Origin of the sequence: Bradyrhizobium xenonodulans, assembly GCF_027594865.1 — a bacterium.
GTDB classification, from domain to species: domain Bacteria; phylum Pseudomonadota; class Alphaproteobacteria; order Rhizobiales; family Xanthobacteraceae; genus Bradyrhizobium; species Bradyrhizobium xenonodulans.
In genome coordinates this window covers 7,579,658-7,600,192 of record NZ_CP089391.1, presented here as the reverse complement: position 1 = coordinate 7,600,192, position 20,535 = coordinate 7,579,658, and the positions used below count along the sequence as shown (strand labels likewise).

The following is a 20,535-nucleotide window of genomic DNA, read 5'->3' as shown; positions in this document are numbered from 1 at the left end:
CTACAAGTTGCTGCTAGAACCGCTTGATCGCGGCGACCTCGCTGCCCGCCGCCTTGATCCGCGCCATCGCAGGCTTGATCGGCTCGATCACCGTAGCCATGTGATGCGCGTTGGCGTGAACCATAGTGCTACTGTCGCGGACGATCGCGACATGACCCTTCCAGAAGATCAGATCGCCGCGTAGCAAGCTGCTCCGCTCGTGCGGCTCCAGCGTGCGGCCAAGCCCCGCCATCTGCATGTCGCTGTCGCGTGGGCAGCCGATGCCTGCGGCGGTCAGTGAAACCTGAACGAGGCCCGAGCAGTCGATGCCGACGCTGCTCTTGCCGCCCCAGAGATAGGGCGTGCCGACGAAGCGTTCGGCGACCGCGACGAAGTCCGGCTCTCGATGGTCGAGCGGCACGAGATGGGTCTTCGGCAGGAATGCTCCTTCGCGGGTCACGGCGAAGCTGCCATCCTCGCGCGCCACTACGATCTTCGATCCCAGCACCAGCGTGTCGGCCGGCGGCAGCTTGATCGAGGGACCTGGAAAGGCCAGCGTCCGCAATGCGCTCACCTTGTGCGTGGGGGCAGCCGATGGCCCCGTCAGCGCCGCGTCCGGCAGCCAGCCGACATAGCCGTCGTCGCCAAGCTGGCCCCAGGCCCAGCCCTCGCCGTTGCGATCATAGATCGTGACGCGCTCGCCGCGCAGGGCTTCCGTCATCAGCATCGCGCCCGATGACGGCTGTTCGCGCACCGGCGCGATCGGTGCGACCACCTCGAATTCCTCGCCGGTGACGAAGCGCTTCGCCTGCACCTTGCCTTCGAGATATTTCGCGGCGAGGTCGCCCCGCGCCGGTGTCAGCCTTGGATCATGTCCTGGATCATGCATAGCGCTCGCTCAGCACCTTGTAGATGGCGCGCGCGGACTGGCATTCGCCGCCCTCGGGCCGTGCCGGCTTCGCCGACGGCGTCCAGCCGTAGATGTCGACGTGCAGCCAGCTCCCGGCCTGCTCGACGAAGCGTTGCAGGAACAGCGCGCAAGTGATCGAGCCGGCGAAGCCGCCCGACGGCGCGTTGGTGATGGTGGCGGTCTTGGAGTCCAGCCACGCATCGTAAGGCGGCCACAGCGGCATGCGCCACAACGGATCGTTCTCCTTCACCGCGCAGCGCGCGACGTCGGCGGCCAGCGTCTCATCATTGGTGTAAAAGGGCGGTAAATCCGGCCCCAGCGCGACCCGCGCGGCACCGGTCAGCGTGCCCAGATCGATCAGCAGGTCCGGCTTCTCCTCGTCGGCGAGCGCCAGTGCGTCGGCGAGCACCAGCCGGCCTTCCGCATCGGTGTTGCCGATCTCGACCGTGATGCCCTTGCGCGAGGTGAAGATGTCGAGCGGGCGGAAGGCGTTGCCCGCGACCGCGTTCTCCACGGCCGGGATCAGCACGCGCAACCGCAGCTTCAGCTTCGCATCCATCACCATGCGCGCCAGCGCCAGCACGTTGGCGGCGCCGCCCATGTCCTTCTTCATGATCAGCATGCCGCTTGACGGCTTCAAATCAAGCCCGCCGGTGTCGAAGCAGACGCCCTTGCCGACCAGCGTCACCTTGGGATGATCAGGATCGCCCCAGCCGATATCGATCAGCCGCGGTGCGCGGCTGGAGGCCATGCCGACGGCGTGGATCAGCGGAAAATTCGTCTTCAATTCCTCGCCGATGATGCACGCGAAGCTTGCACCGAATTCGGCGGCGAGCGCTTGCGCGGCTGCGGCCAGCTCCTCCGGCCCCATGTCGTTGGACGGCGTGTTGATGAGGTCGCGCGCCAGCATCGCGGCGTCCGCCATGCGATTGATCTCGGCGGCGTCGACGCCATCAGGCGGCACCAGCCGGACGTCGGGGCGCTCAGCCTTGCGATAGCGGGCGAAGCGGTAGCTGCCGAGCGCGAAGGCGAGCGCCGCCAGCCGTGCATCGTGCGGTGCATTGGCAAAGCGATATGTGCCCGGCGGCAGCAGGCCGGGCAGGGTGCCCGGCCTGAACGGGTCGCGCGATCTCGCATCCTCGTCCTCGAGGCCGAACAGCACCTGCGCGATCGTGCCGTCAGGTGCGGGCAGCGCCAGATAGCTGCCGGGTTTGGCGGAATAAGCGCTCGCTGCGGCAAACTGGCGCTGCGCCGGCGGCAGCGCCTCGGCGACCTGAGCCCAACTCGCCTTGGTGACGAAGGTGATCGGGATGGCGGTGGACGATGTCTCGAAGACTGAAGGCATTGGCGGGTCCGGATCGTCGGATCAAACGGGTCATGCGAACGGACGAGACTTCGCAGAGTTTCGCCGCCGCCGCAATCGGCTTTGCCGTCACCGTTCAGCGAGCGCTACTCGCAACAAGGGGGCCATGCTAGGTTCCGGTGACGGTCGCCGGATCTATCGGGAAAATTGCGCAGGAGATCACCGGCAGCCGAAGACGAAGCCTGCCGGGAGGACATTGCAATGGAATTCGTGTGGAGCGTGATCACATTCATCGGCCAGGCCTTCGAGGCGATTTTTGGCTACGTCGAGCATCATCATTGGATCTTCGCGTTCCTTGCCGGCGGCTACGTCTTCTATCTCCACGATCGCTCCGTCCACGCGCGGTTCGATGCGCTTGACAAGCGCGTCGACGAAATCCGCAAGCGGCTTGCCATCGAATATTGATCGGGTGAACGAAACTATCGCCGGGCAGATCTCGTATCCATGCTGAGAACTGTCGTCCACGAGAGCGCGGCCGCAGGGCTTTACTAGCGCTGCGGTTGTGGCATTATTGACGAATACTTTAGATTGTTCCATGCGTGCCCTGCTCGTATCGAGCGCAGGCAACGCGGTTGACAGCCTGCCCGGGTTCATCTTGCCCGGGGCCGATACGGGCCTTGTTCGTCAAAGGCATTTCTCTCATCGCTTGGGCGGCGCAGCATTCGCAAATGAGCGGCGCAAAATGGATAGATCGTTCGTTATTGCGCAGATTTCCGACCTGCATCTGGACGGTTCGGGCCGGCTGCTGGCGACAATCGAGGCGCTCAGTGCCGCAATGCGCAAGGCGATGGCGGAGTTCGCTGAAATTCCCGATCGCATCCTGCTGATCACGGGCGATCTCGTGGACGACCCGACGCCGCGCGCGCTCGACGAAGCGCTCGCGGTCATCGCGTCCTTCCGGCAGACCGGACTGTTCACCGACATCCAGGCGATTGCGGGCAATCACGACGTCAAGCGGCCGAGCCAGCGTGCGGGCCGTCACGACGTCTATGATCATCTGCATCTGCCACGGACCTCGAAGAGCGTCTACTACCGCCACGCCGGCCTCGATCTGGTGCTGCTGGATTCCAACCGGGCGAGTCTTGCGACGCTGGCGAGCGGCAATTTCGACGAGACCACCTACAACGCGCTGGTCGCGGATTCCGCCCGGCTCAGCGTCGAGCTCGCCGGCAGCATGGGGTCCGTGGGGCGCGCCGATTATGCCGAGCCGGCGGAAGACCTGGTGCGCGTGCTGGCGCTGCACCATCACCCGCTGCCGCAGGCGACCGGCGAAGGAAAGCGGTTTCTCGGCGTGCCCGACGAGCCGCTGATGTATCTCGCAGCGCCCGCGACCTTCCTCGAAGCGGCGACGTCGCTCAACGTCAATCTGGTCCTGCACGGACACCGGCATGTCGAGGGCCTCACCCGCTATTCGATTCCGGATCCGCGCGCGACGCGGAGCGAGAGCGGCGAAGCCTTCTGGCGCACGATCTACGTGCTCTCCTGTCCATCCTCGACGGGGCAGGGCGGCGACGATGCCGGCTTCAACATCATCCATTTCGGCCCGTCGTCTCAGGCTGGCCGGGCGGAGCATCGGTTCGCGATCGCGCGCTATTCGCGGCCGCGCAACGACGGCGCCTTCAGGCTGCTCGATTCGAACCTGCCGGACGGCGTCATCAGGCTGCCGGCAGGGCGGGATTTTTCCCGCGACCCGGCCGTCCAGTCAGCCATCGAGATCGCCTCATGTGCGACACTGAAGCGTGATCAGGTTGTGGCACAGGCTCGCCGGCTGCTGACACGTAGCGCCTTCTATGCCGGCGGCGCGGTGGATTGGCCGGGCACGCTCCACGCCTATCTCGTCACCTCCCACGCCTGGGCCGATCTCGACGGCAAGTTCGCGAGGTCCGAGCGCACGCACGAGGCCGAGGCGATGACCGCGGTGAACCGGCTGCTGTGCCGGTTGATCGAGCACGCCGCCGAGGTGCTCGGTATCGATCGTGTTCAGCTCGATGAGCTGCGCGGAAAGCGCCTGGTCAGCCGCGACGATCTTCGGCGCGAATGGCCCGGGATGCCGCGCGCGGACGTCGACGTTGCCGCGCAGGCGCTGCGGAGACTGCAATTGCTGCGGGACCTGAACGAGCAGGTGAAGGCGCTCGGCCTCGATCTGGGCCTCGGGGGCGAGGTGTTGCCGCACGCGCCGCGATGAGGGCCGCGGCGTTAACCGGCCATTAGGGTTAACGGTCTATTGCTGGCGCGTTCGGCTCGATCAATCGGCTCGTGAGTCAAAGCGTCATGCGTCAACGGTTCAGTCTTGCCCGGCTTCTCGCGTCCTCGTCGCTGGTCGCGGTGGTGGCCATGGGCCTCGGCGGCTGCACGGCCATGTCGAAACTCTCCGACGTCACAGGCTCGGTCGGGCCGCGGGCGGAAGCTGCCCCCGCCGATCCTGCGCGCGCCGTCGAGGTCTATGGCGAGCGCTATCGTGCCAATCCCAAGGATGCCGAAGCCGCGCTCGGCTACGGCCAGGCCTTGCGGGCCAACGGCCAGCGCGCGCAGGCCGCCGCTGTGCTCGAGCAGGCGACGATCGCCAATCCCGGCAACAAGGCGCTGCTCGCCCAGTATGGTCGCGCACTCGCCGATAACGGTAATTTCCAGCAGGCCTTCGACGTGCTGTCGAAGGCTCACTCGCCCGATAATCCGGACTGGCGCCTGCTCTCGGTGCAGGGCACCGCGCTCGACCAGATGGGCCGCCACCAGGAGGCGCGCTCCTATTATGCGAGCGCACTGAAGATCGCGCCGGGCGATCCCGGCGTGCTCTCCAATCTCGGCCTGTCCTACATGCTGTCGAAGGACCTCCCGAAGGCCGAAGAGGCGCTGCGGCAGGCCTATGCTTCGCCGCGCGCCAGCACCCGGGTGCGGCAGAATCTCGGCCTGGTCGTCGGTCTCCAGGGCCGCTTCGCCGAGGCCGAGACCATCGTGAAGGCAGACCTGCCGCCCGACCAGGCCGCCGCCAATGTCGCCTATCTCAAGGACATGCTGAGCCGCAGCGACACGCCGCGCGGTGCAGCGAGGCGGACGCCGGTCGCCTCGCTCAGCCAGCCCGACTGATCAAATCCGATCTTGCAAGCTTGCGGTGGCCCGCGGACTGCCCGCGGTCCGCGCCTTGCGTCAGTGCAGCTCGGTGATCTTGATGCCGGTCGGTCCGAGAATGACGACGAACAGCACGGGCAGGAAGAACAGGATCATCGGCACCGTCAGCTTCGGCGGCAGCGCTGCGGCCTTCTTCTCGGCCTCGTTCATGCGCATGTCGCGGTTTTCCTGCGCCATCACGCGCAAGGAATGGCCGAGCGGGGTGCCGTAGCGCTCCGCCTGCTGAAGCGCGAGACACACCGACTTGACGCCCTCGAGCCCGGTGCGCCGCGCCAGGTTCTCATAGGCGACCTTGCGGTCCTGTAAATAGGACAGCTCGGCCGTGGTCAGGGTGAACTCCTCCGACAGCGCGATCGACTGGCCCACGATTTCGATGGCGACCTTTCGGAACGCCATTTCGACCGACATGCCGGATTCGATGCAGATCAGCAGCAGGTCGAGCGCATCGGGAAAGGCGCGCTTGATCGAGAGCTGGCGCTTGGAGATCGCATTCTTGAGGAACAGCATCGGCGCCTGAAGGCCGAGATAGGCAGCGCCGATGCAGATACCGATCTTGATCGGCATCGACTGCTCCATGTGAGCGATCAGGAACACATAGATGACCGAGCCGACGAACAGCACGATCGGGGCCACCATGCGGGCAAACAGGAAGGTGATGTAGGGCGCCTGGCCGCGATAGCCCGCCATGATGAGCTTGTCGCGCGCGGCTTCCTGCGCCAGCCATTTCGTGAGGTTGAAGTCCTCGACGACCCGGGAGACGACCTGCTTCGGCGTCTGGCGCAGCGTGACCTTCTCGCTTTTGTTGAGGCGGTCGCGCTCGCGCTGCCGGATGCGCTCGCGCTCGCTCGCCACCGCCTTCATGCGCTTGGAAAGGCCCTCGCCGGCGAACAGCGGCATCACCAGCGTGTAGACGGTGGCGCTGGCGGCGATCGCTGCCAGCAGCATCGTCATGAAGCGGGCGTCATGCAGTTTCGAAACGAGGAATTCGACCATACGGCACCGTCAGAAATCGAAGTTGATCATCTTCTTCATCACCATGATGCCGATCGACATCCAGACGACGCAACCGACCAGCATGAGCTGGCCGGTCGGATGGGTCCACAGAATAGAGATGTAGTGCGGCGTCGTGAGATAGACGAGGAACATCACGATCGGCGGCAGCGAACCGATGATGCCGGCCGAAGCCTTGGCTTCCATCGACATCGCCTGGATCTTTTCCTTCATCTTCTTGCGGTCGCGCAGCACCTTGGAGAGATTGCCGAGGGCTTCGGAGAGGTTGCCGCCGGATTTCTGCTGGATCGAGATGACGATGCCGAAGAAATTGGCTTCCGGCAGCGGCATGCGGTCATAGAGTCGCGAGCAGGCTTCGCCGAGCGGCATGCCGATCGCCTGCGTCTCGATGATGGCCAGGAACTCGCTGCGCAGCGGCTCCGGCGAATCGGCGGCGACGACCTTGATCGATTCGAACAGCGGCAGACCGGCCTTGATGCCGCGAACGATCACGTCGACCGCGTCGGGCAGTGCAGCCAGGAACTTGTTCTCGCGGCGCTTCTTCAGATAACTCAGCGCCCAGCGCGGCAGGCCGAAACCGCCGGCAAAGGCGAGGCCGGCGGCGCCAAGCATGCCGCCGCCGCCGAACAGGGCGGCTGCGAAGAACACACCCGCCACGACGGCGGACACGGTCCAGAATTTCTGCGGTGTCCAGTCAAGGCCTGCCTGCGACAGGCGGACGCTGAGCGGTACGCTCTTCTCCTGCTGGCGCCGCGCCTCGAGATCCTTGAGCGAGGTCTCGACCTGTTCGCGGCGCGAACGCTGGCTCTTCTCGGACTGCTTGACCGTGGGCGCATCGGCGCGTGCGATCGAGGCGCGGCGGCCTTCCGCCTTTCGCTCCCCGGACAGGAGTGGATAAAGGAACACCCAGGCGATGCCGCCGACGGCGGCGGTGGCGAGGAAGGCGAGGGCGAGGACCTGCATGTTCATGGCTGCGCCGATCCGTTCATGTCTTCGGCGCGACTTCCGCCGCATCGAGCGCAGCGGCAAGGCGCTTCTCGTCACCGTAATAGCGCGCGCGTTCCCAGAACTTCGGGCGGCCGATGCCGGTCGAGCGGTGCCGGCCGATGATCTTGCCGTTGGCGTCCTCGCCGACCATGTCGTAGAGGAAGATGTCCTGGGTGATGATGGTGTCGCCTTCCATGCCCATCACCTCGGTGATGTGGGTGATGCGGCGCGAGCCGTCGCGCAGGCGCGCGGCCTGGACGATGACGTCGATCGAGGCGCAGATCATCTCGCGAATTGTTCGCGACGGGAGGGAAAAGCCGCCCATCGTGATCATGGATTCGCAGCGCGACAGGGCTTCGCGCGGATTGTTGGCGTGCAGCGTGCCCATCGAGCCGTCATGGCCGGTGTTCATGGCCTGGAGCAGGTCGAACGCCTCGGGTCCGCGGACCTCGCCGACGATGATGCGTTCGGGACGCATACGCAGGCAGTTTCGGACCAGCTCGCGCATGGTGACCTGGCCCTCGCCCTCGATGTTGGGCGGACGGGTTTCCAGCCGGACCACGTGCGGCTGCTGGAGCTGGAGCTCGGCGGCGTCTTCGCAGGTGATGACGCGCTCGTCGTGCTCGATGTAGTTGGTCAGGCAGTTGAGCAGCGTGGTCTTGCCCGAGCCGGTACCGCCGGAGATCAGAACGTTGCAGCGGACGCGGCCGATGATCTGGAGGATTTCGGCACCCTCCGGCGAGATCGCGCCGAACTTGACGAGCTGATCCAGCGTCAGCTTGTCCTTCTTGAACTTACGAATTGTGAGCGTAGGGCCGTCGATCGACAGCGGCGGCACGATGGCATTGACGCGGGAGCCGTCGGCGAGACGGGCGTCGCAGATCGGCGAGGATTCGTCGACGCGCCGGCCGACCTGGCTGACGATGCGCTGGCAGATGTTGAGGAGCTGCTGGTTGTCGCGGAAGCGGATGCCGGTCTTCTGGATCTTGCCGTTGACTTCGATGAAGACGGTGTTGGCGCCGTTGACCATGATGTCGGCGATGTCGTCGCGCGACAGCAGTGGCTCCAGCGGGCCGTAGCCGAGCACGTCGTTGCAGATGTCGTCGAGCAGCTCTTCCTGCTCGGCGATCGACATCACGATGTTCTTGATCGCGATGATCTCGTTGACGATGTCGCGGATTTCCTCGCGCGCGGATTCGGAGTCCAGCTTGGCGAGCTGGGCGAGGTCGATGGCCTCGATCAGCGCGCCGAAGATCGTCGCCTTGACCTCGTAGTAATTGTCCGAGCGGCGGGATTCCATGGTCGGCGCTGGCCTTGCCGGGGCAAGCGGCGGCGAGGCGATGGCCGGCGGGGGCGGCGCGCGCGACACCGCGGGCGCCGGAGCCTGGGCAGGCTCTGGCGACACGGCGCCGGGCTTGGGAGCCCGAGTATCGGTGTCTGTTCCGCTACGCTTACCGAACACTTAACGACTCCATGCGGCGGCTTATTTTCCCCGCAACTTCTCAATCAGGGGTGAAAGCAGGGACGACTTTTGTTTCTTCGTCTCGCTGCGGCCGGTCAGGCGCTGGGCGATCTGAAGAAACATCTCGATCGATTTGTGGTTGGCGGAGATCTCCGCGATCATCTGGCCGTTGTTGGCCGCCGAGCCGAAGATCTGCGGCTCGAACGGGATCGAGACGACCGGCTGGCTCTCGATCGCCTTGGCGAACTCGGCGGCGGCGATTTCGGGCCGTTTCGGCACGCCGACCTGGTTCAGGCAGTACAGCGGGGGCCGGTCGTTCGGCCGCGAAGCCTTCAAGAGGTCGAACAGGTTCTTGGTGTTGCGCAGATTGGCGAGGTCGGGCGCCGCCACGATCAGGATGTCGTCCGCCCCGATCAGGGCGCGCTTGGTCCAACCCGACCATTGATGCGGAATGTCGAGCACGATGCAGGGCATGGTGGAGCGCAGCGTGTCGAACACGGCATCGAAGGCGTCGGTGCCGAAATCATAGACCCGGTCGAGCGTCGCCGGCGCCGCCAGCAGGCTGAGATGGTCGGTGCATTTCGACAACAGGCGGTCGATGAAGGCGGTATCGACGCGATCCGGGGAGAACACGGCATCCGCAATACCTTGCGGCGGGTCCTGGTTGTAGTCGAGCCCGGCAGTGCCGAAGGCGAGGTCGAGATCGGCGACGACCGCGTCCATCGCGAGGTCGCGCGCGATCGCCCAGGCGACGTTGTGGGAGATCGTGGAGGCGCCGACGCCGCCCTTGGCGCCGACCACGGCGATGATACGGCCGACCGCCTTGGCTTCCGGCGCCGAGAACAGGTTGCAGATCGAGCGCACGACGTCGATCGGCCCGACCGGCGACAGCACGTAGTCGCTGACGCCGCGCCGCACCAGCTCGCGGTATAGCATGACGTCGTTGATGCGGCCGATCACGACCACGCGGGTGCCGGCGTCGCAGACCGTGGCGAGATGGTCGAGCCCGGTCAGAAGGTCGTTGCGGCCGTCGCTTTCGAGCACGATCACGTTCGGTGTCGGGGCCGAGCGGTAGGCCTCGATGGCGGCCGCCATGCCGCCCATCTGGATCTTCAGGTGGGCCTTGCCGAGACGGCGATCCTCGCCGGCCGACTGCACGGCGGCAGCGGTCTCCACGGTCTCGCAGAAGGCCTGGACCGACACGCGCGGTGCGGGTGCAATATGCTCGTCGACCGGCGGGGTCGCCGCGTCCGGCTGCTCGTCTTGGGTCTGGCGGGCGTAGCTGATCATTTGCCGGTGTCGCTGAGTTTGGCCTTTTCGGCCTCAGGATAGGTGGTCGCCGACGTCGTTCCCTTGCGATATTTCTCGAAGCCCATGACGCGGCGCGCCGTATAGGACGGCGTTTCAGGCCGCGGCTGCTCGAGATCCGACGGATTGTCGACCATGGCCGCCATGTTGCGCTGATAGGCGCAGCCGTAATTGTAATAGTCCTTGTTCTCGAACCAGCTCTTGTTCTTCAGCGAAGGACCGATGTCCTCCGGCCACAATCCGCAGGGGCCTGCGACCGCGGCGATCTTGGAATAGGTGAGCCGGATCGGCGGCAGGAAACGCTTGTCTTCCGGCTGGTAGGGACGAACGTTGACGCCGCGCGGCGGAACGCCTGCGCCTGCCAGCATCGCCTGGATTTCTCGCATCGTGTCCGCGACCGGACGCGCGTTGGGCGTGCCGGACGGTACGTCGATGCGGATCGCGCCGGTACCCTCGTGCAGCCAGGCCGACGCGACGCCCATCACGTCGGCGCGCTGGGCGGCGGTCAGTCCGCCGCGGGCGTGGCCGACGAAGACGACGATCGAGCGGTTCTGTTCCTCGATCGCGATCGGATGGCGCTGCTTGTAGTCGTCGGGAATCGACGCGGTGACCGCTTCGTCGTGCTGGCAGCCGCCGAGGGCGAGCGCCATGCCGACGAGCGCGCCGCCGAGGCGGGCGGCGCGTTTGCGAAGCTGGGGTGGTCTAGTGATCATCGTGAAGTCCCCGTTCCGCTTCAGTCGGTGATGAAGCCGTAGGTGCCGCGATAGTTCTTTGCCGGTTCGGTCCGGCCGGGCACGCCGTAGATGCGGTTGATGTTGCCGATCAGCTCGGCCTGCGGATCCGCAGGCGCGGCGAAGCCGTCATCCGGCCGCGACAAGTCCTTTGGCGACGCTGCGCGAACGACATAAGGTGTCACGATCACGACCAGCTCGGTCGAGTTGTTGACGAAGTCGCGGCTGCGGAACAGCGTGCCGAGGATCGGGAGCTGCATCATTCCCGGCAATCCGCTGACGGCCTGCTTGGTCTGCTGCTGGATCAGGCCGGCCATCGCCATCGCGCCGCCGGAGGGAATTTCCAGCGAGGTCTCCGCGCGGCGGGTCTTGATCGAGGGCACCGTCAGCGAGTTCACCGAGGACGAGGTCACGGCCTGCGAGAGGGTGATCGAGTTTTCGTTCGACAGTTCCGAGACCTCGGTCATGACGCGCAGGCTGATCTTGCCCTCGCTCAGCACCACGGGGGTAAAGTTGAGCGAGATGCCGAACTTCTTGAAGCTGATCTGGGTGGTACAGACATGCGTGGTGGGATCGCAGGCATAGCCTGCGGGCACAGGGAATTCGCCGCCGGCGATGAAGGTCGCGGATTCGCCGGAGATCGCGGTCAGGTTCGGCTCGGCCAGCGTCCGGATCACGCCCGCGGTCTCCATCGCGCGCAGAGTGGCCTGCACCGAGGGCGTCGCGCCGAATTTCGTGGTCAGCGCGTTGCCGTCCACCAGATTCTTGCCAAGAGCCGTGAACGGGTTGGAATTGGTGAAGCTCACCACCGACGTGCCGTAGTTCAGGTTCGCGGTGAGATCGATACCGAGCTGCTTGATGATAGTGCGTGCGACTTCGGCGACCGTCACCTTCAGCATGACCTGGTCGCGGCCGCGGACCACGATCGAGTTCACCACCTTGTCGGCGCCTCCGGCGAGGCGCGCGGCGAGATCGTTGGCCTGCTGCGCTTCCAACGGGTTCGCCGCCGAGCCGGTCAGGACGACGCCGTCACCGAGGCCGTCGATCTGGATGTCGGAATTGGGCAGGATCTGCTTCAGCGCGGCGCGCAGGCCGTTGAGGTCGCGCTTGACCGCGATGTCATAGGCCGCGATCTGCTGGCCGGCGGAATCGAAGAACACGATGTTGGTCTGGCCGACCGTGGCGCCGATGATGTAGGCGCGCTGGGCCGAGCGCACCACCGCATTGGCGATCTTGGGATCGGCGACCAGGACGTCCTTGATGTCGCGCGGCAGGTCGATCACGATCGACTTGCCGACGCCGAGCGAGAGGAAGCGCGCGTTCATCTGGCCGTCGGCCGCGGCCTGCGCCACGGGGCGGTAGTCGGCGGCGACCGCGGGGGTGAGCACCGGGTTGAGTGTCAGCGCGAAGGCGGCCGAAAACGACAGGGCGCGGACCATCGAGGTTCGCATCGTCGCCAAATCTGCCCTGCATTTCATGTCGACGGTCCTCATCGTGCCTTCGCCGTCTGGCTTGGAATGCCGTAGCGAATGATCGAAACACCGTCGCGCTTGGCGGAATCATCGATCGTGATCTCGCTCATCTTGACGTCGGCGATGCTGCGCAGTGCCAGCGACAGCGTGCCGCTCTGGCGGGCCGCGGAAAGCGTCGCGGTCTGCGTCGGATTGAGCTCGAGGGTGACGGTCTTGCCGACCACCGTGTTCTGGCCGTCCTTCTCTTTCGGAGCCTGGTCGATCGCCAGCACCCGAATATTGGCCAGGATGATCTCGGACGTGACGATGTCCGGACCGCCCTGGTCCGGGTTCTTGAGACGGCGCGTCAGCAGCACGTCGACGCGGTCGTTGGGCAGGATGAAGCCGCCGGCACCGGTTTCCGGCGAGATCTCGGTCGAGATCGCGCGCATGCCGGTCGGCAGGATCGCGGCCATGAAGCCGGACCCCTCGGCTTTGACCAGCTTCTGGTCGCGGATCGGCTCACCCTGGATGAAGGGGGCGCGCGCGATCGAGCCGGCGACCTGGGTCGCGCCCTCGGGACGCTCGTTGCGGCGAATGAAGGTGGCACTGGCGGTCGCAGCGGGCCAGGTCTGCCATTGCACGTCTTCCGGCTTCACGGTCTGGCCGAGGCCGATGTCGTTCTTGGCCACCAGGACGTCGACGGTTGGAAGCTGCGCGACCGGAGCTGCCGGTGGCGGCGCAGAATTGTCCGAGCCGCTCGCCAGGTACGCGGCGACGCCGCCGGCGCAGATGGCGACCGTCAGGACGACTATGCGTGCCCTATTCATACGCTTCACTTTCCACAAAACGCCGCGACGCTGCCGCCGCCTTAATCGGCAGTTGACCAGCTATTCGTCAAAGCATGGTTAATGAGGCGTATCTAAATCGCCTTAACGCCTGGTTTACCCGGCGTGCTCAGCGCAGTGCGAGGTGAGCGAGGTCGATCGCCCTCACCCATTCGGTCTCCGGATAGACCATCAGCGCGCCAAGCGTGAGCGCGATACCGTAAGGAATGCCGCTCTCCTTGTCGTGCAGCCTTGCCAGCCAGGCCTGGCCCGCCAGTCCGTAAGGCAACGGCCATTGCCGGAACTGGAGCAGGAGCAGCGTCAGCGCCCCGCCGAACAGCGAGGCGTAGAGCAGGAAATCCATCAACTGCGCGAAGCCGAACCAGAGCGCGACCGAAGCTGCGACCTTGGCGTCGCCGCCGCCCATCCAGCCCATTGCAAAGCAGGTGAAGGCAACGACCAGGAGCAATGCGCCGGCGCCGACATGGGTCAGCATCTCGTAAGGTGCCATGCCACCGGCAAAGGCGAGCACGAAGAAGCCCGCGACCAGCGCCAGCGAGACGCGGTTCGAGATGGTCATCGTGAAGAGATCGCTCGCGGCGGCGAAGGCCATCAAGGCCGGGAAGAGCAGAAGGCGCGCAAGGTCGAGGGTCATGGGCGGCGTCTTGATCTTGGTCTTGATTTGGGTTCGTCACGGGATCGGAGCGTCGCCGCATGCTAGCCGGCAGTGCTAAACAAACCGACAACGGCGGTAGCGGCTCTGAGAGGCCGGAGCCCGCCGAGATGCGCTCACCAGATACTGGCAATGCGCGCGGCGAGGACGACCATCGCGAGCAGCAGCGCAAGGCAAACCCAATAGGCCGGCGAAGAGGTCCCGGCTGCCTCCGCCTCGCTCGCCGCAACCGCGGCATCGGTTCTGTACTCGCGCAACGCCACTGGAACTCGCCGTAGTCAGAAAAACAAAGGCCCCGGAGGTCCGGGGCTTTTGCCGTCGCTCGTCGGGCGCTTACTTCAGCGAGGAGCTGATCGAACCGAACTTGGTGTTCAGCGAAGTGCCGAGGTTGTTGACGACGGTGATGATGGCGAGCGCGATGCCGGCGGCGATCAGGCCGTATTCGATGGCAGTGGCGCCGGATTCATCCTTGGCGAAACGCGCAATCAGGTTCTTCATGAACTAAACTCCGTCTGGGTGTGATCGCCTCGTTCGGCGCTGTGCTTGACGCGATGACCATGAGAGCCGAGCTCTTTCGGTAGAGTTAATTCGATCGGGCAAACCCGCTTCCTGCGCTGTGCTTTTGCCCAGAGTGAATTTCGCCTTAAGGCGCGGTTGCAATTCTTTCAGTTCCAAATGCATTGCAGGCTCGCCCCATGCTTCACCGTCCCTTAAATTTCGCGGAGTAGGCGTAGGAGAGATCAGAAGTTCGCAAGCGAGGCGACGATGTCGAGCCTACCCATGCAAATCGCCCTGATGCTCGGCGAGACCATCGAAAAGGTGATCCCCGTCACTCTCATGCTCGCGGTGGTCTTCACCGTGCTCGAGCACTTCTGGGCCTGCAATCCAGGTCCGTCGTGGTGGCGCAAGCGCGAGATCGTGACCGACATCTGCTACTGGTTCTTCGTCCCGGTGTTCGCCCGCACCATGCGGATCGGCCTCCTGATCTTCACCGCCGGCGTCGTCTTCAACATCCACGACGCCGACGAGCTGATCGCGTTTTACGACAACGGCCACGGGCCGCTGTCGCAGCTGCCACTCTGGGTGCAGGGCGTGCTGTTCCTGGTCCTGGCCGACTTCATGCTGTACTGGCTGCACCGGCTCTTCCACGACGGCGGGTTCTGGAAATACCATGCGATCCATCACTCCTCCGAGGAGATCAGCTGGATCTCGGCGGCCCGCTTCCATCCGGTCAATCTGATGCTCGGCACCATCGGCGTCGACGTCGTGCTGCTGATGGCCGGCATTTCGCCGAACGTGATGATCTGGGTCGGCCCGTTCACGACCTTCCATTCGGCCTTCGTGCACGCCAACCTGAACTGGACCTTCGGGCCGTTCAGATATGTGCTGGCGACGCCGGTGTTCCACCGCTGGCACCACACCGCGCTCGAAGAGGGCGGCGACACCAATTTCGCCGGGACGTTCCCGATCTGGGACGTGCTGTTCGGGACCTTCCGCATGCCGAAGGGCGAGCTGCCGCAGGATTACGGCAAGGACGAAGCGACCATGCCGAACGAGATCGTCGGCCAGCTCGCCTATCCGTTCCGCCGCTAGGACTGCCTCCGGCGCGGTGGGCGACAAAACGCCGGTCCGTTCAAACAATACTTGCCGAATTTGCGGAACGTTCACGAATTACAGGCAGGTTAACCGGGTCGGGCGCCGGCTCCGCTTCCTGAACGATTCTGCCGGTTTGTGACGTCCCGGGGTAAGAGTATGCGTAAAGAGTTCCTGCGCCGTCATGCGCGCGTCTGTCTTCTGGTTGCGGCTGCGGCGCTGGCCTTGCCGGCTGTCGGCCTTGCCGAGCCCACCGCCGACACCATCGCGGTCAATGTCGACCAGGCCAAGCTGGTCCGGCTGCCCAACAAGGTGGCGACCATCGTGGTCGGCAATCCCCTGATTGCCGACGTCACGCTGCAGCCCGGCGGCATGATCATCGTGACCGGGAAGGGCTACGGTGCCACCAATTTCATCGCGCTGGACCGGGGCGGCGAGATCCTGGTCGATCGCCAGATCCAGGTCGAAGGTCCGAGCGATCGGCTCGTCACCGTCTACCGTGGGATCGAGCGCGAGTCCTACAGCTGCATGCCGCTTTGCCAGCGTCGCGTGACGCTCGGCGACAGCGACGCCTATTTCAACAACACGATGAGCCAGGCCGGTTCGCTGAGCGGCACAGCCAGCGGCAGCGGCGCGGCAGCCAAGTCGAACTAGCAAGTCCAACTAGCACGTCCAGCTAACGGGACCGATCGGCGGATTGGGTTCGGCAGAATCGTCTGCCCGGCCCCGCTCGTGTGCGCGCGAGAGACGTTCTTTTCTCCGCGTCTATTACAGCCTGGATACGACCTGCACGACCTACTGAGCGCGCTCACACCTGGACATAAAAAAGGCCGCGCATTGCGCGGCCTTTTCCTTTGGTCTTGTCTGGGCCGAAGGCCCGACAGCTCAACCGGCGGAGCGGAGGTTGTCCGCTGCCGACTTGCCGGAACGGCGGTCGGCGACGATCTCGTAGGAGATCTTCTGGCCTTCGCGCAGCGTGCCGAGGCCGGCGCGCTCGACGGCGCTGATGTGTACGAAGACGTCCTGGCCGCCATCGTCGGGCTGGATGAAGCCGAAGCCCTTGGTCGCGTTAAACCACTTCACGGTTCCCATGCTCACGGGGGTAGTTCCTTCTCAGATAAGTAGTGTCGAAGCCCACTTTCGCAGGCGGTTAGATCGAGTTTCTGGAAGGGTCGTCAGCGTGTCTGAACCGGCTGTACCGGTGGATGCTAAAGTCGTCCGGCCGAAAATCGATAAGCTGATTTTATTGGAAATAAGGCCCCAAAACAATCCTGACGCGCACGATTTTTTGATCCGCCGTGGCGTCCACGGCGGATCAGAATACAGGTCAGAATTTTAATTCCGCGTGCGCAGCCGCTCGCGCGCCTAGCGCCGGCGGAACTGGCCACCGCGCTGTCCGGGGCGCGGAGGTCCGCCCATCCCGCTGGGACGTTCGTCCTTGTGGCGGAAAATCAGCCGGCCCTTCTCGAGGTCATAGGGCGACATCTCCACCGTCACGCGGTCTCCCGCCAGCGTCTTGATGCGGTTCTTCTTCATCTTGCCGGCGGTGTAGGCGACGATCTCGTGTCCGGCATCGAGTTGCACGCGGTAGCGGGCGTCGGGGAGGATTTCGGTGACCAGTCCTTCGAACTGGATCAGCTCTTCCTTGGCCATGTAATTGTCTCCAGTCGTAAACGGCTAGTGCGAATGAGGATTGCGGTTCGGTCGGCCGGTGGGACGACTCTCGCGACGCAAAAAGGCAACGCCTTGTATTCCATCAGGCTTGCCAGCGCTATGCGCGGGACGCTGTTCCGACCGATTGGCTGGTGAGGAGTTCACCTTACCACCGGAACCGCGGCGGCCGCGAGACCCCTTCGAGCCGTTCGGGCCATTCCCGGGCCTTCCGTCAACATGCCTTGCATCGGCATGCCGTCCGTCACCGTGCCGGCCTTCGCCGGGCCGTCCGTCGGCCTGCTTGCTGGCGCTATGCCGGTTGTCGGCACGCCTGTCGTCGGCGCGCCGTCCATCACCACCATGCCTTGCGCCTTGCGGGCGCTGGCCTGGGCGGCCCGGTCGCCCTTGCCGTTGCTGCGACGGGGGCGGGCCCGCATCGCTGCGCCCCGCATCCGTGCGGAGGTCTTCGCGCGGCAGCGCCACTTTGATCAGCCGCTCGATGTCGCGGAGATAGCTGAGTTCCTCGCCGCCGGCGACCAGCGAGATCGCGGTACCCTCAGCGCCCGCCCGCGCAGTGCGGCCGATGCGGTGAACATAGGTCTCGGGCACGTTGGGAAGGTCGAAATTGATCACGTGGGTGATGCCGTCGACGTCGATGCCGCGGGCGGCGATGTCGGTGGCAACCAAGGTGCGGATCTCGCCAGTGCGGAATTGGGCGAGCGTCCGCTCGCGATGGTTCTGCGACTTGTTGCCATGGATGGCGCTGGCGGGAATGCCGGCCTTCTCAAGCGTCTTCACGACCTTGTCGGCGCCGTGCTTGGTGCGGGTGAAAACCAATGCGCGGTTGACCGGCTCTTGTTTCAACAGCTTGGCAAGGAACGCCGGCTTGGCCGTGAAGTCGACCTGGATAATGCGCTGCTGGATGCGCTCCACGGTCGAGGATACCGGCGTCACGGCGACGCGGGCGGGATCACGCAGCATCGAGTCCGCGAGCTCGGCGATGTCCTTCGGCATGGTGGCCGAGAAGAACAGCGTCTGCCGCTTGATCGGGAGTTTCGCGACGATTTTGCGGATGTCGTTGATGAAGCCCATGTCGAGCATGCGGTCGGCCTCGTCGAGAACGAGGAATTCGACGCTGGAGAGCTTCAGCCCGTTGCTCTGCACGAGATCGAGCAGACGGCCGGGCGTGGCGACCAGCACGTCGACGCCTTGCATCAGCGCGCGGACCTGGCGGCCCATCGGCACGCCGCCGATGGCGAGCGTCGAGGACAGGCGGATGTGGCGGCCATAGGCGTTGAAGCTGTCGAGGATCTGGCCGGACAGCTCGCGGGTGGGCGAGAGCACCAGCACCCGGCAGGTCTTGGGCTGAGGCTTGATGCGGTTCTCCAGCAGGCGGTGCAGGATCGGCAGCGCAAAGGATGCCGTCTTGCCCGTGCCGGTCTGGGCGATGCCGACGACGTCGCGGCCGGTGAGTGCCGTGGGGATGGTCTGGGCCTGAATGGGGGTGGGGGTGACGTAGTTCTCTTCACGAAGAGCACGTGCGATCGGTTCGGCGAGGCCGAAGTCCTGAAACGAAGTCAAAAGATGGGTTCTTTCCATGTCAAAAGCGGTCGCCCGGCGCATTCGGCGCGGCGCACGCAAGAGGGTGTCGTGAAGACACCTGCGTGTTTGGGGTGTCGGATGGCTTGATGGGATGGGGCAAGCCAGAGGCCCGTAAGGGCTTAAGAACACGCGGCTCGCTACGACCCCTTGATTCGCAAGAGGTCTCGGACGTTCATATGGAACATTCAGGGGGCGCTTTCAAGGCAAGGCAGCCTCAAACGGCGGTTGCGGTGCAGAAATAGTTATGCCGGAAATTTAGACAGAGGCGTCATTTTGCTCAATAAATGGCCTGTCTGCCGCATTAGCATACATTTTACTCGCCCAAGTTTTGAGCAATCAGACTGCGCCAAAAGTTGGATTGCGGCAAAATTATCTAATCTGACCAATAGGTTGGCATGTGCCCAGCCCATGGCATGGTTCTTGCGATTCCGTTAATCGCAGGCGGCCGTGGGGCCGTTTCGCAGCGTCTTTTTCACGTCTGCGTCAGGGAGATGATACACTCATGCTTAACAAATCCGTTCACGATATAGCGGCGTCATTTAGTCGCCGCGGCGTGCTCGCCGCGACCGCCGGACTGGTGCTCGGTCTGGCTTCCATTTCTGGCGCGAAGGCCGCTGACGACACCATCAAGGTCGGCGTGCTTCACTCTCTCTCCGGCACCATGGCCATCAGCGAAACCACGCTGAAGGACACCATCCTCTTCCTGATCGACGAGCAGAACAAGAAGGGCGGCGTGCTCGGCAAGAAGCTCGAAGCCGTCGTCGTCGATCCCGCCTCGAACTGGCCGCTGTTCGCCGAAAAGGCCCGCGAGCTGATCACCAAGGACAAGGTCTCGGTCGTGTTCGGCTGCTGGACCTCGGTGTCGCGCAAGTCGGTGCTGCCGGTGTTCAAGGAGCTGAACAACATCCTGTTCTACCCCGTGCAGTACGAGGGCGAGGAGTCGGAGCGCAACGTGTTCTACACCGGTGCTGCGCCGAACCAGCAGGCGATCCCCGCCGTCGACTATCTGATGAAGGACGAGAAGGTGAAGCGCTGGGTGCTCGCGGGCACCGACTACGTCTATCCGCGCACCACCAACAAGATCCTGGAAGCCTATCTGAAGTCGAAGGGTGTCGCCCAGGAAGACATCATGATCAACTACACGCCGTTCGGTCATTCCGACTGGCAGACGATCGTGGCCGACATCAAGAAGTTCGGCTCGGCCGGCAAGAAGACCGCGGTGGTCTCGACCATCAACGGCGACGCCAACGTTCCCTTCTACAAGGAGCTCGGCAACCAGGGCATCAAGGCGAAGGACATCCCGGTGGTCGCGTTCTCGGTGGGTGAGGAAGAACTCGCCGGCATCGACACCAAGCCGCTGCTCGGCCATCTCGCCGCCTGGAACTACTTCCAGTCGATCAAGTCGCCCGAGAACGAGAAGTTCATCAAGGCCTGGCAGACCTACACCAAGAATCCGAAGCGCGTGACCAACGATCCGATGGAAGCGCACGTGATCGGTTTCGACATGTGGGTCAAGGCAGTCGAGAAGGTGAAGTCGACCGATCCGGACAAGGTGATCGACGCGCTGCCCGGCATCGAAGCCAAGAACCTGACCGGCGGCACCTCCAAGATGCTTCCGAACCATCACATCACCAAGCCGGTGTTCATTGGCGAAATCAAAGCCAACGGCCAGTTCGACGTGGTGTGGAAGACCCCCGGTCTTGTCGCGGGCGACGCCTGGTCGAAGGAGCTCGACGGCTCCAAGGATCTGATCGGCGACTGGGTCGGCAAGAAGTGCGGCAACTTCAACACCAAGACCAACAAGTGCCTCGGCTCCGGCTCCTGATCCGGATCTGACGCTTGACTGCACGATGGGAGGA

At 64.4% G+C, this 20,535-nt stretch carries 21 protein-coding genes; 6 read left to right on the top strand and 15 right to left on the bottom strand.

What is annotated here, in order from left to right:
• Positions 1-13: 13 nt before the first annotated feature.
• Together I3J27_RS35875 and I3J27_RS35870 are read right to left on the bottom strand one after the other, a co-directional pair.
• Positions 14-868, bottom strand: a complete 855-nt coding sequence (locus I3J27_RS35875) for a C40 family peptidase (RefSeq protein WP_270163522.1) — start codon at positions 866-868, stop codon at positions 14-16.
• The gene (locus I3J27_RS35870; RefSeq protein WP_270163521.1) at positions 861-2,234 is read right to left on the bottom strand and encodes a leucyl aminopeptidase family protein; all 1,374 of its coding nucleotides are present in this window, start codon (positions 2,232-2,234) and stop codon (positions 861-863) included. Before I3J27_RS35870 ends, I3J27_RS35875 begins: the two co-directional genes overlap by 8 nt.
• A gap of 219 nt (positions 2,235-2,453) precedes the next feature.
• Here I3J27_RS35870 and I3J27_RS35865 point away from each other — a divergent pair, with 219 nt between their 5' ends.
• From I3J27_RS35865 to I3J27_RS35855, 3 genes are all read left to right on the top strand, one after another.
• Positions 2,454-2,657, top strand: a complete 204-nt coding sequence (locus I3J27_RS35865) for a hypothetical protein (protein ID WP_270163520.1) — start codon at positions 2,454-2,456, stop codon at positions 2,655-2,657.
• A 130-nt stretch (positions 2,658-2,787) separates the two neighbouring features.
• A complete protein-coding gene (locus I3J27_RS35860; protein ID WP_270163519.1) occupies positions 2,788-4,437 on the top strand; it encodes a metallophosphoesterase family protein in 1,650 nt (549 codons plus the stop codon).
• Positions 4,438-4,523: 86 nt separating this feature from the next.
• Positions 4,524-5,336 (top strand): tetratricopeptide repeat protein, encoded by an 813-nt coding sequence (locus I3J27_RS35855; protein ID WP_270163518.1) that lies wholly within the window; start codon positions 4,524-4,526, stop codon positions 5,334-5,336.
• Between the two features lie 60 nt (positions 5,337-5,396).
• Here I3J27_RS35855 and I3J27_RS35850 read toward each other — a convergent pair whose 3' ends face one another.
• The 10 genes from I3J27_RS35850 to I3J27_RS35805 all read right to left on the bottom strand — a co-directional run bounded on the left by I3J27_RS35850 (position 5,397) and on the right by I3J27_RS35805 (position 14,326).
• The gene (locus tag I3J27_RS35850) at positions 5,397-6,371 is read right to left on the bottom strand and encodes a type II secretion system F family protein (protein WP_270163517.1); all 975 of its coding nucleotides are present in this window, start codon (positions 6,369-6,371) and stop codon (positions 5,397-5,399) included.
• Between the two features lie 9 nt (positions 6,372-6,380).
• Positions 6,381-7,358, bottom strand: a complete 978-nt coding sequence (locus I3J27_RS35845) for a type II secretion system F family protein (protein WP_270163516.1) — start codon at positions 7,356-7,358, stop codon at positions 6,381-6,383.
• A gap of 16 nt (positions 7,359-7,374) precedes the next feature.
• Positions 7,375-8,838 (bottom strand): TadA family conjugal transfer-associated ATPase, encoded by a 1,464-nt coding sequence (locus tag I3J27_RS35840; RefSeq protein ID WP_270163515.1) that lies wholly within the window; start codon positions 8,836-8,838, stop codon positions 7,375-7,377.
• Between the two features lie 21 nt (positions 8,839-8,859).
• Positions 8,860-10,128: a CpaE/TadZ family protein gene (locus tag I3J27_RS35835; RefSeq protein WP_270163513.1), complete on the bottom strand. Its 1,269-nt coding sequence runs from the start codon at positions 10,126-10,128 to the stop codon at positions 8,860-8,862.
• The gene (locus tag I3J27_RS35830; RefSeq protein ID WP_270163512.1) at positions 10,125-10,859 is read right to left on the bottom strand and encodes a CpaD family pilus assembly protein; all 735 of its coding nucleotides are present in this window, start codon (positions 10,857-10,859) and stop codon (positions 10,125-10,127) included. Before I3J27_RS35830 ends, I3J27_RS35835 begins: the two co-directional genes overlap by 4 nt.
• Before the next feature lie 20 nt (positions 10,860-10,879).
• A complete protein-coding gene (locus I3J27_RS35825; protein ID WP_270163511.1) occupies positions 10,880-12,355 on the bottom strand; it encodes a type II and III secretion system protein family protein in 1,476 nt (491 codons plus the stop codon).
• An 11-nt stretch (positions 12,356-12,366) separates the two neighbouring features.
• Positions 12,367-13,158 carry a Flp pilus assembly protein CpaB gene (cpaB, locus tag I3J27_RS35820; protein ID WP_270163510.1) on the bottom strand — a complete coding sequence of 264 codons (792 nt, stop codon included), beginning with the start codon at positions 13,156-13,158 and terminating at the stop codon, positions 12,367-12,369.
• A gap of 127 nt (positions 13,159-13,285) precedes the next feature.
• The gene (locus I3J27_RS35815; protein WP_270163509.1) at positions 13,286-13,810 is read right to left on the bottom strand and encodes an A24 family peptidase; all 525 of its coding nucleotides are present in this window, start codon (positions 13,808-13,810) and stop codon (positions 13,286-13,288) included.
• Positions 13,811-13,944: 134 nt separating this feature from the next.
• Complete coding sequence (locus I3J27_RS35810; RefSeq protein ID WP_270173040.1) at positions 13,945-14,085, bottom strand: hypothetical protein; 141 nt, start codon at positions 14,083-14,085, stop codon at positions 13,945-13,947.
• A gap of 76 nt (positions 14,086-14,161) precedes the next feature.
• On the bottom strand, positions 14,162-14,326 hold the full coding sequence (locus I3J27_RS35805) for a Flp family type IVb pilin (RefSeq protein ID WP_151647203.1): 165 nt from the start codon (positions 14,324-14,326) through the stop codon (positions 14,162-14,164).
• A 267-nt stretch (positions 14,327-14,593) separates the two neighbouring features.
• Between I3J27_RS35805 and I3J27_RS35800 the strand changes: the two genes are divergently transcribed.
• Together I3J27_RS35800 and I3J27_RS35795 are read left to right on the top strand one after the other, a co-directional pair.
• Complete coding sequence (locus I3J27_RS35800; protein WP_270163508.1) at positions 14,594-15,421, top strand: sterol desaturase family protein; 828 nt, start codon at positions 14,594-14,596, stop codon at positions 15,419-15,421.
• Positions 15,422-15,580: 159 nt separating this feature from the next.
• Complete coding sequence (locus I3J27_RS35795; RefSeq protein ID WP_270163507.1) at positions 15,581-16,075, top strand: pilus assembly protein N-terminal domain-containing protein; 495 nt, start codon at positions 15,581-15,583, stop codon at positions 16,073-16,075.
• Between the two features lie 231 nt (positions 16,076-16,306).
• Here the strand turns inward: I3J27_RS35795 and I3J27_RS35790 are convergent, their stop codons facing one another.
• The 3 genes from I3J27_RS35790 to I3J27_RS35780 all read right to left on the bottom strand — a co-directional run bounded on the left by I3J27_RS35790 (position 16,307) and on the right by I3J27_RS35780 (position 18,697).
• Positions 16,307-16,519 (bottom strand): cold-shock protein, encoded by a 213-nt coding sequence (locus I3J27_RS35790; protein ID WP_007599788.1) that lies wholly within the window; start codon positions 16,517-16,519, stop codon positions 16,307-16,309.
• 267 nt (positions 16,520-16,786) lie between these two features.
• Positions 16,787-17,074, bottom strand: coding sequence for a translation initiation factor IF-1 (infA, locus tag I3J27_RS35785; protein ID WP_007599789.1), 288 nt, complete (start codon positions 17,072-17,074; stop codon positions 16,787-16,789).
• A gap of 24 nt (positions 17,075-17,098) precedes the next feature.
• On the bottom strand, positions 17,099-18,697 hold the full coding sequence (locus I3J27_RS35780; protein ID WP_270163506.1) for a DEAD/DEAH box helicase: 1,599 nt from the start codon (positions 18,695-18,697) through the stop codon (positions 17,099-17,101).
• A gap of 481 nt (positions 18,698-19,178) precedes the next feature.
• Between I3J27_RS35780 and urtA the strand changes: the two genes are divergently transcribed.
• Entirely contained in the window at positions 19,179-20,501 is a 1,323-nt protein-coding gene (gene urtA / locus I3J27_RS35775; RefSeq protein WP_270163505.1) for an urea ABC transporter substrate-binding protein, read from the top strand.
• Positions 20,502-20,535: the final 34 nt, after the last annotated feature.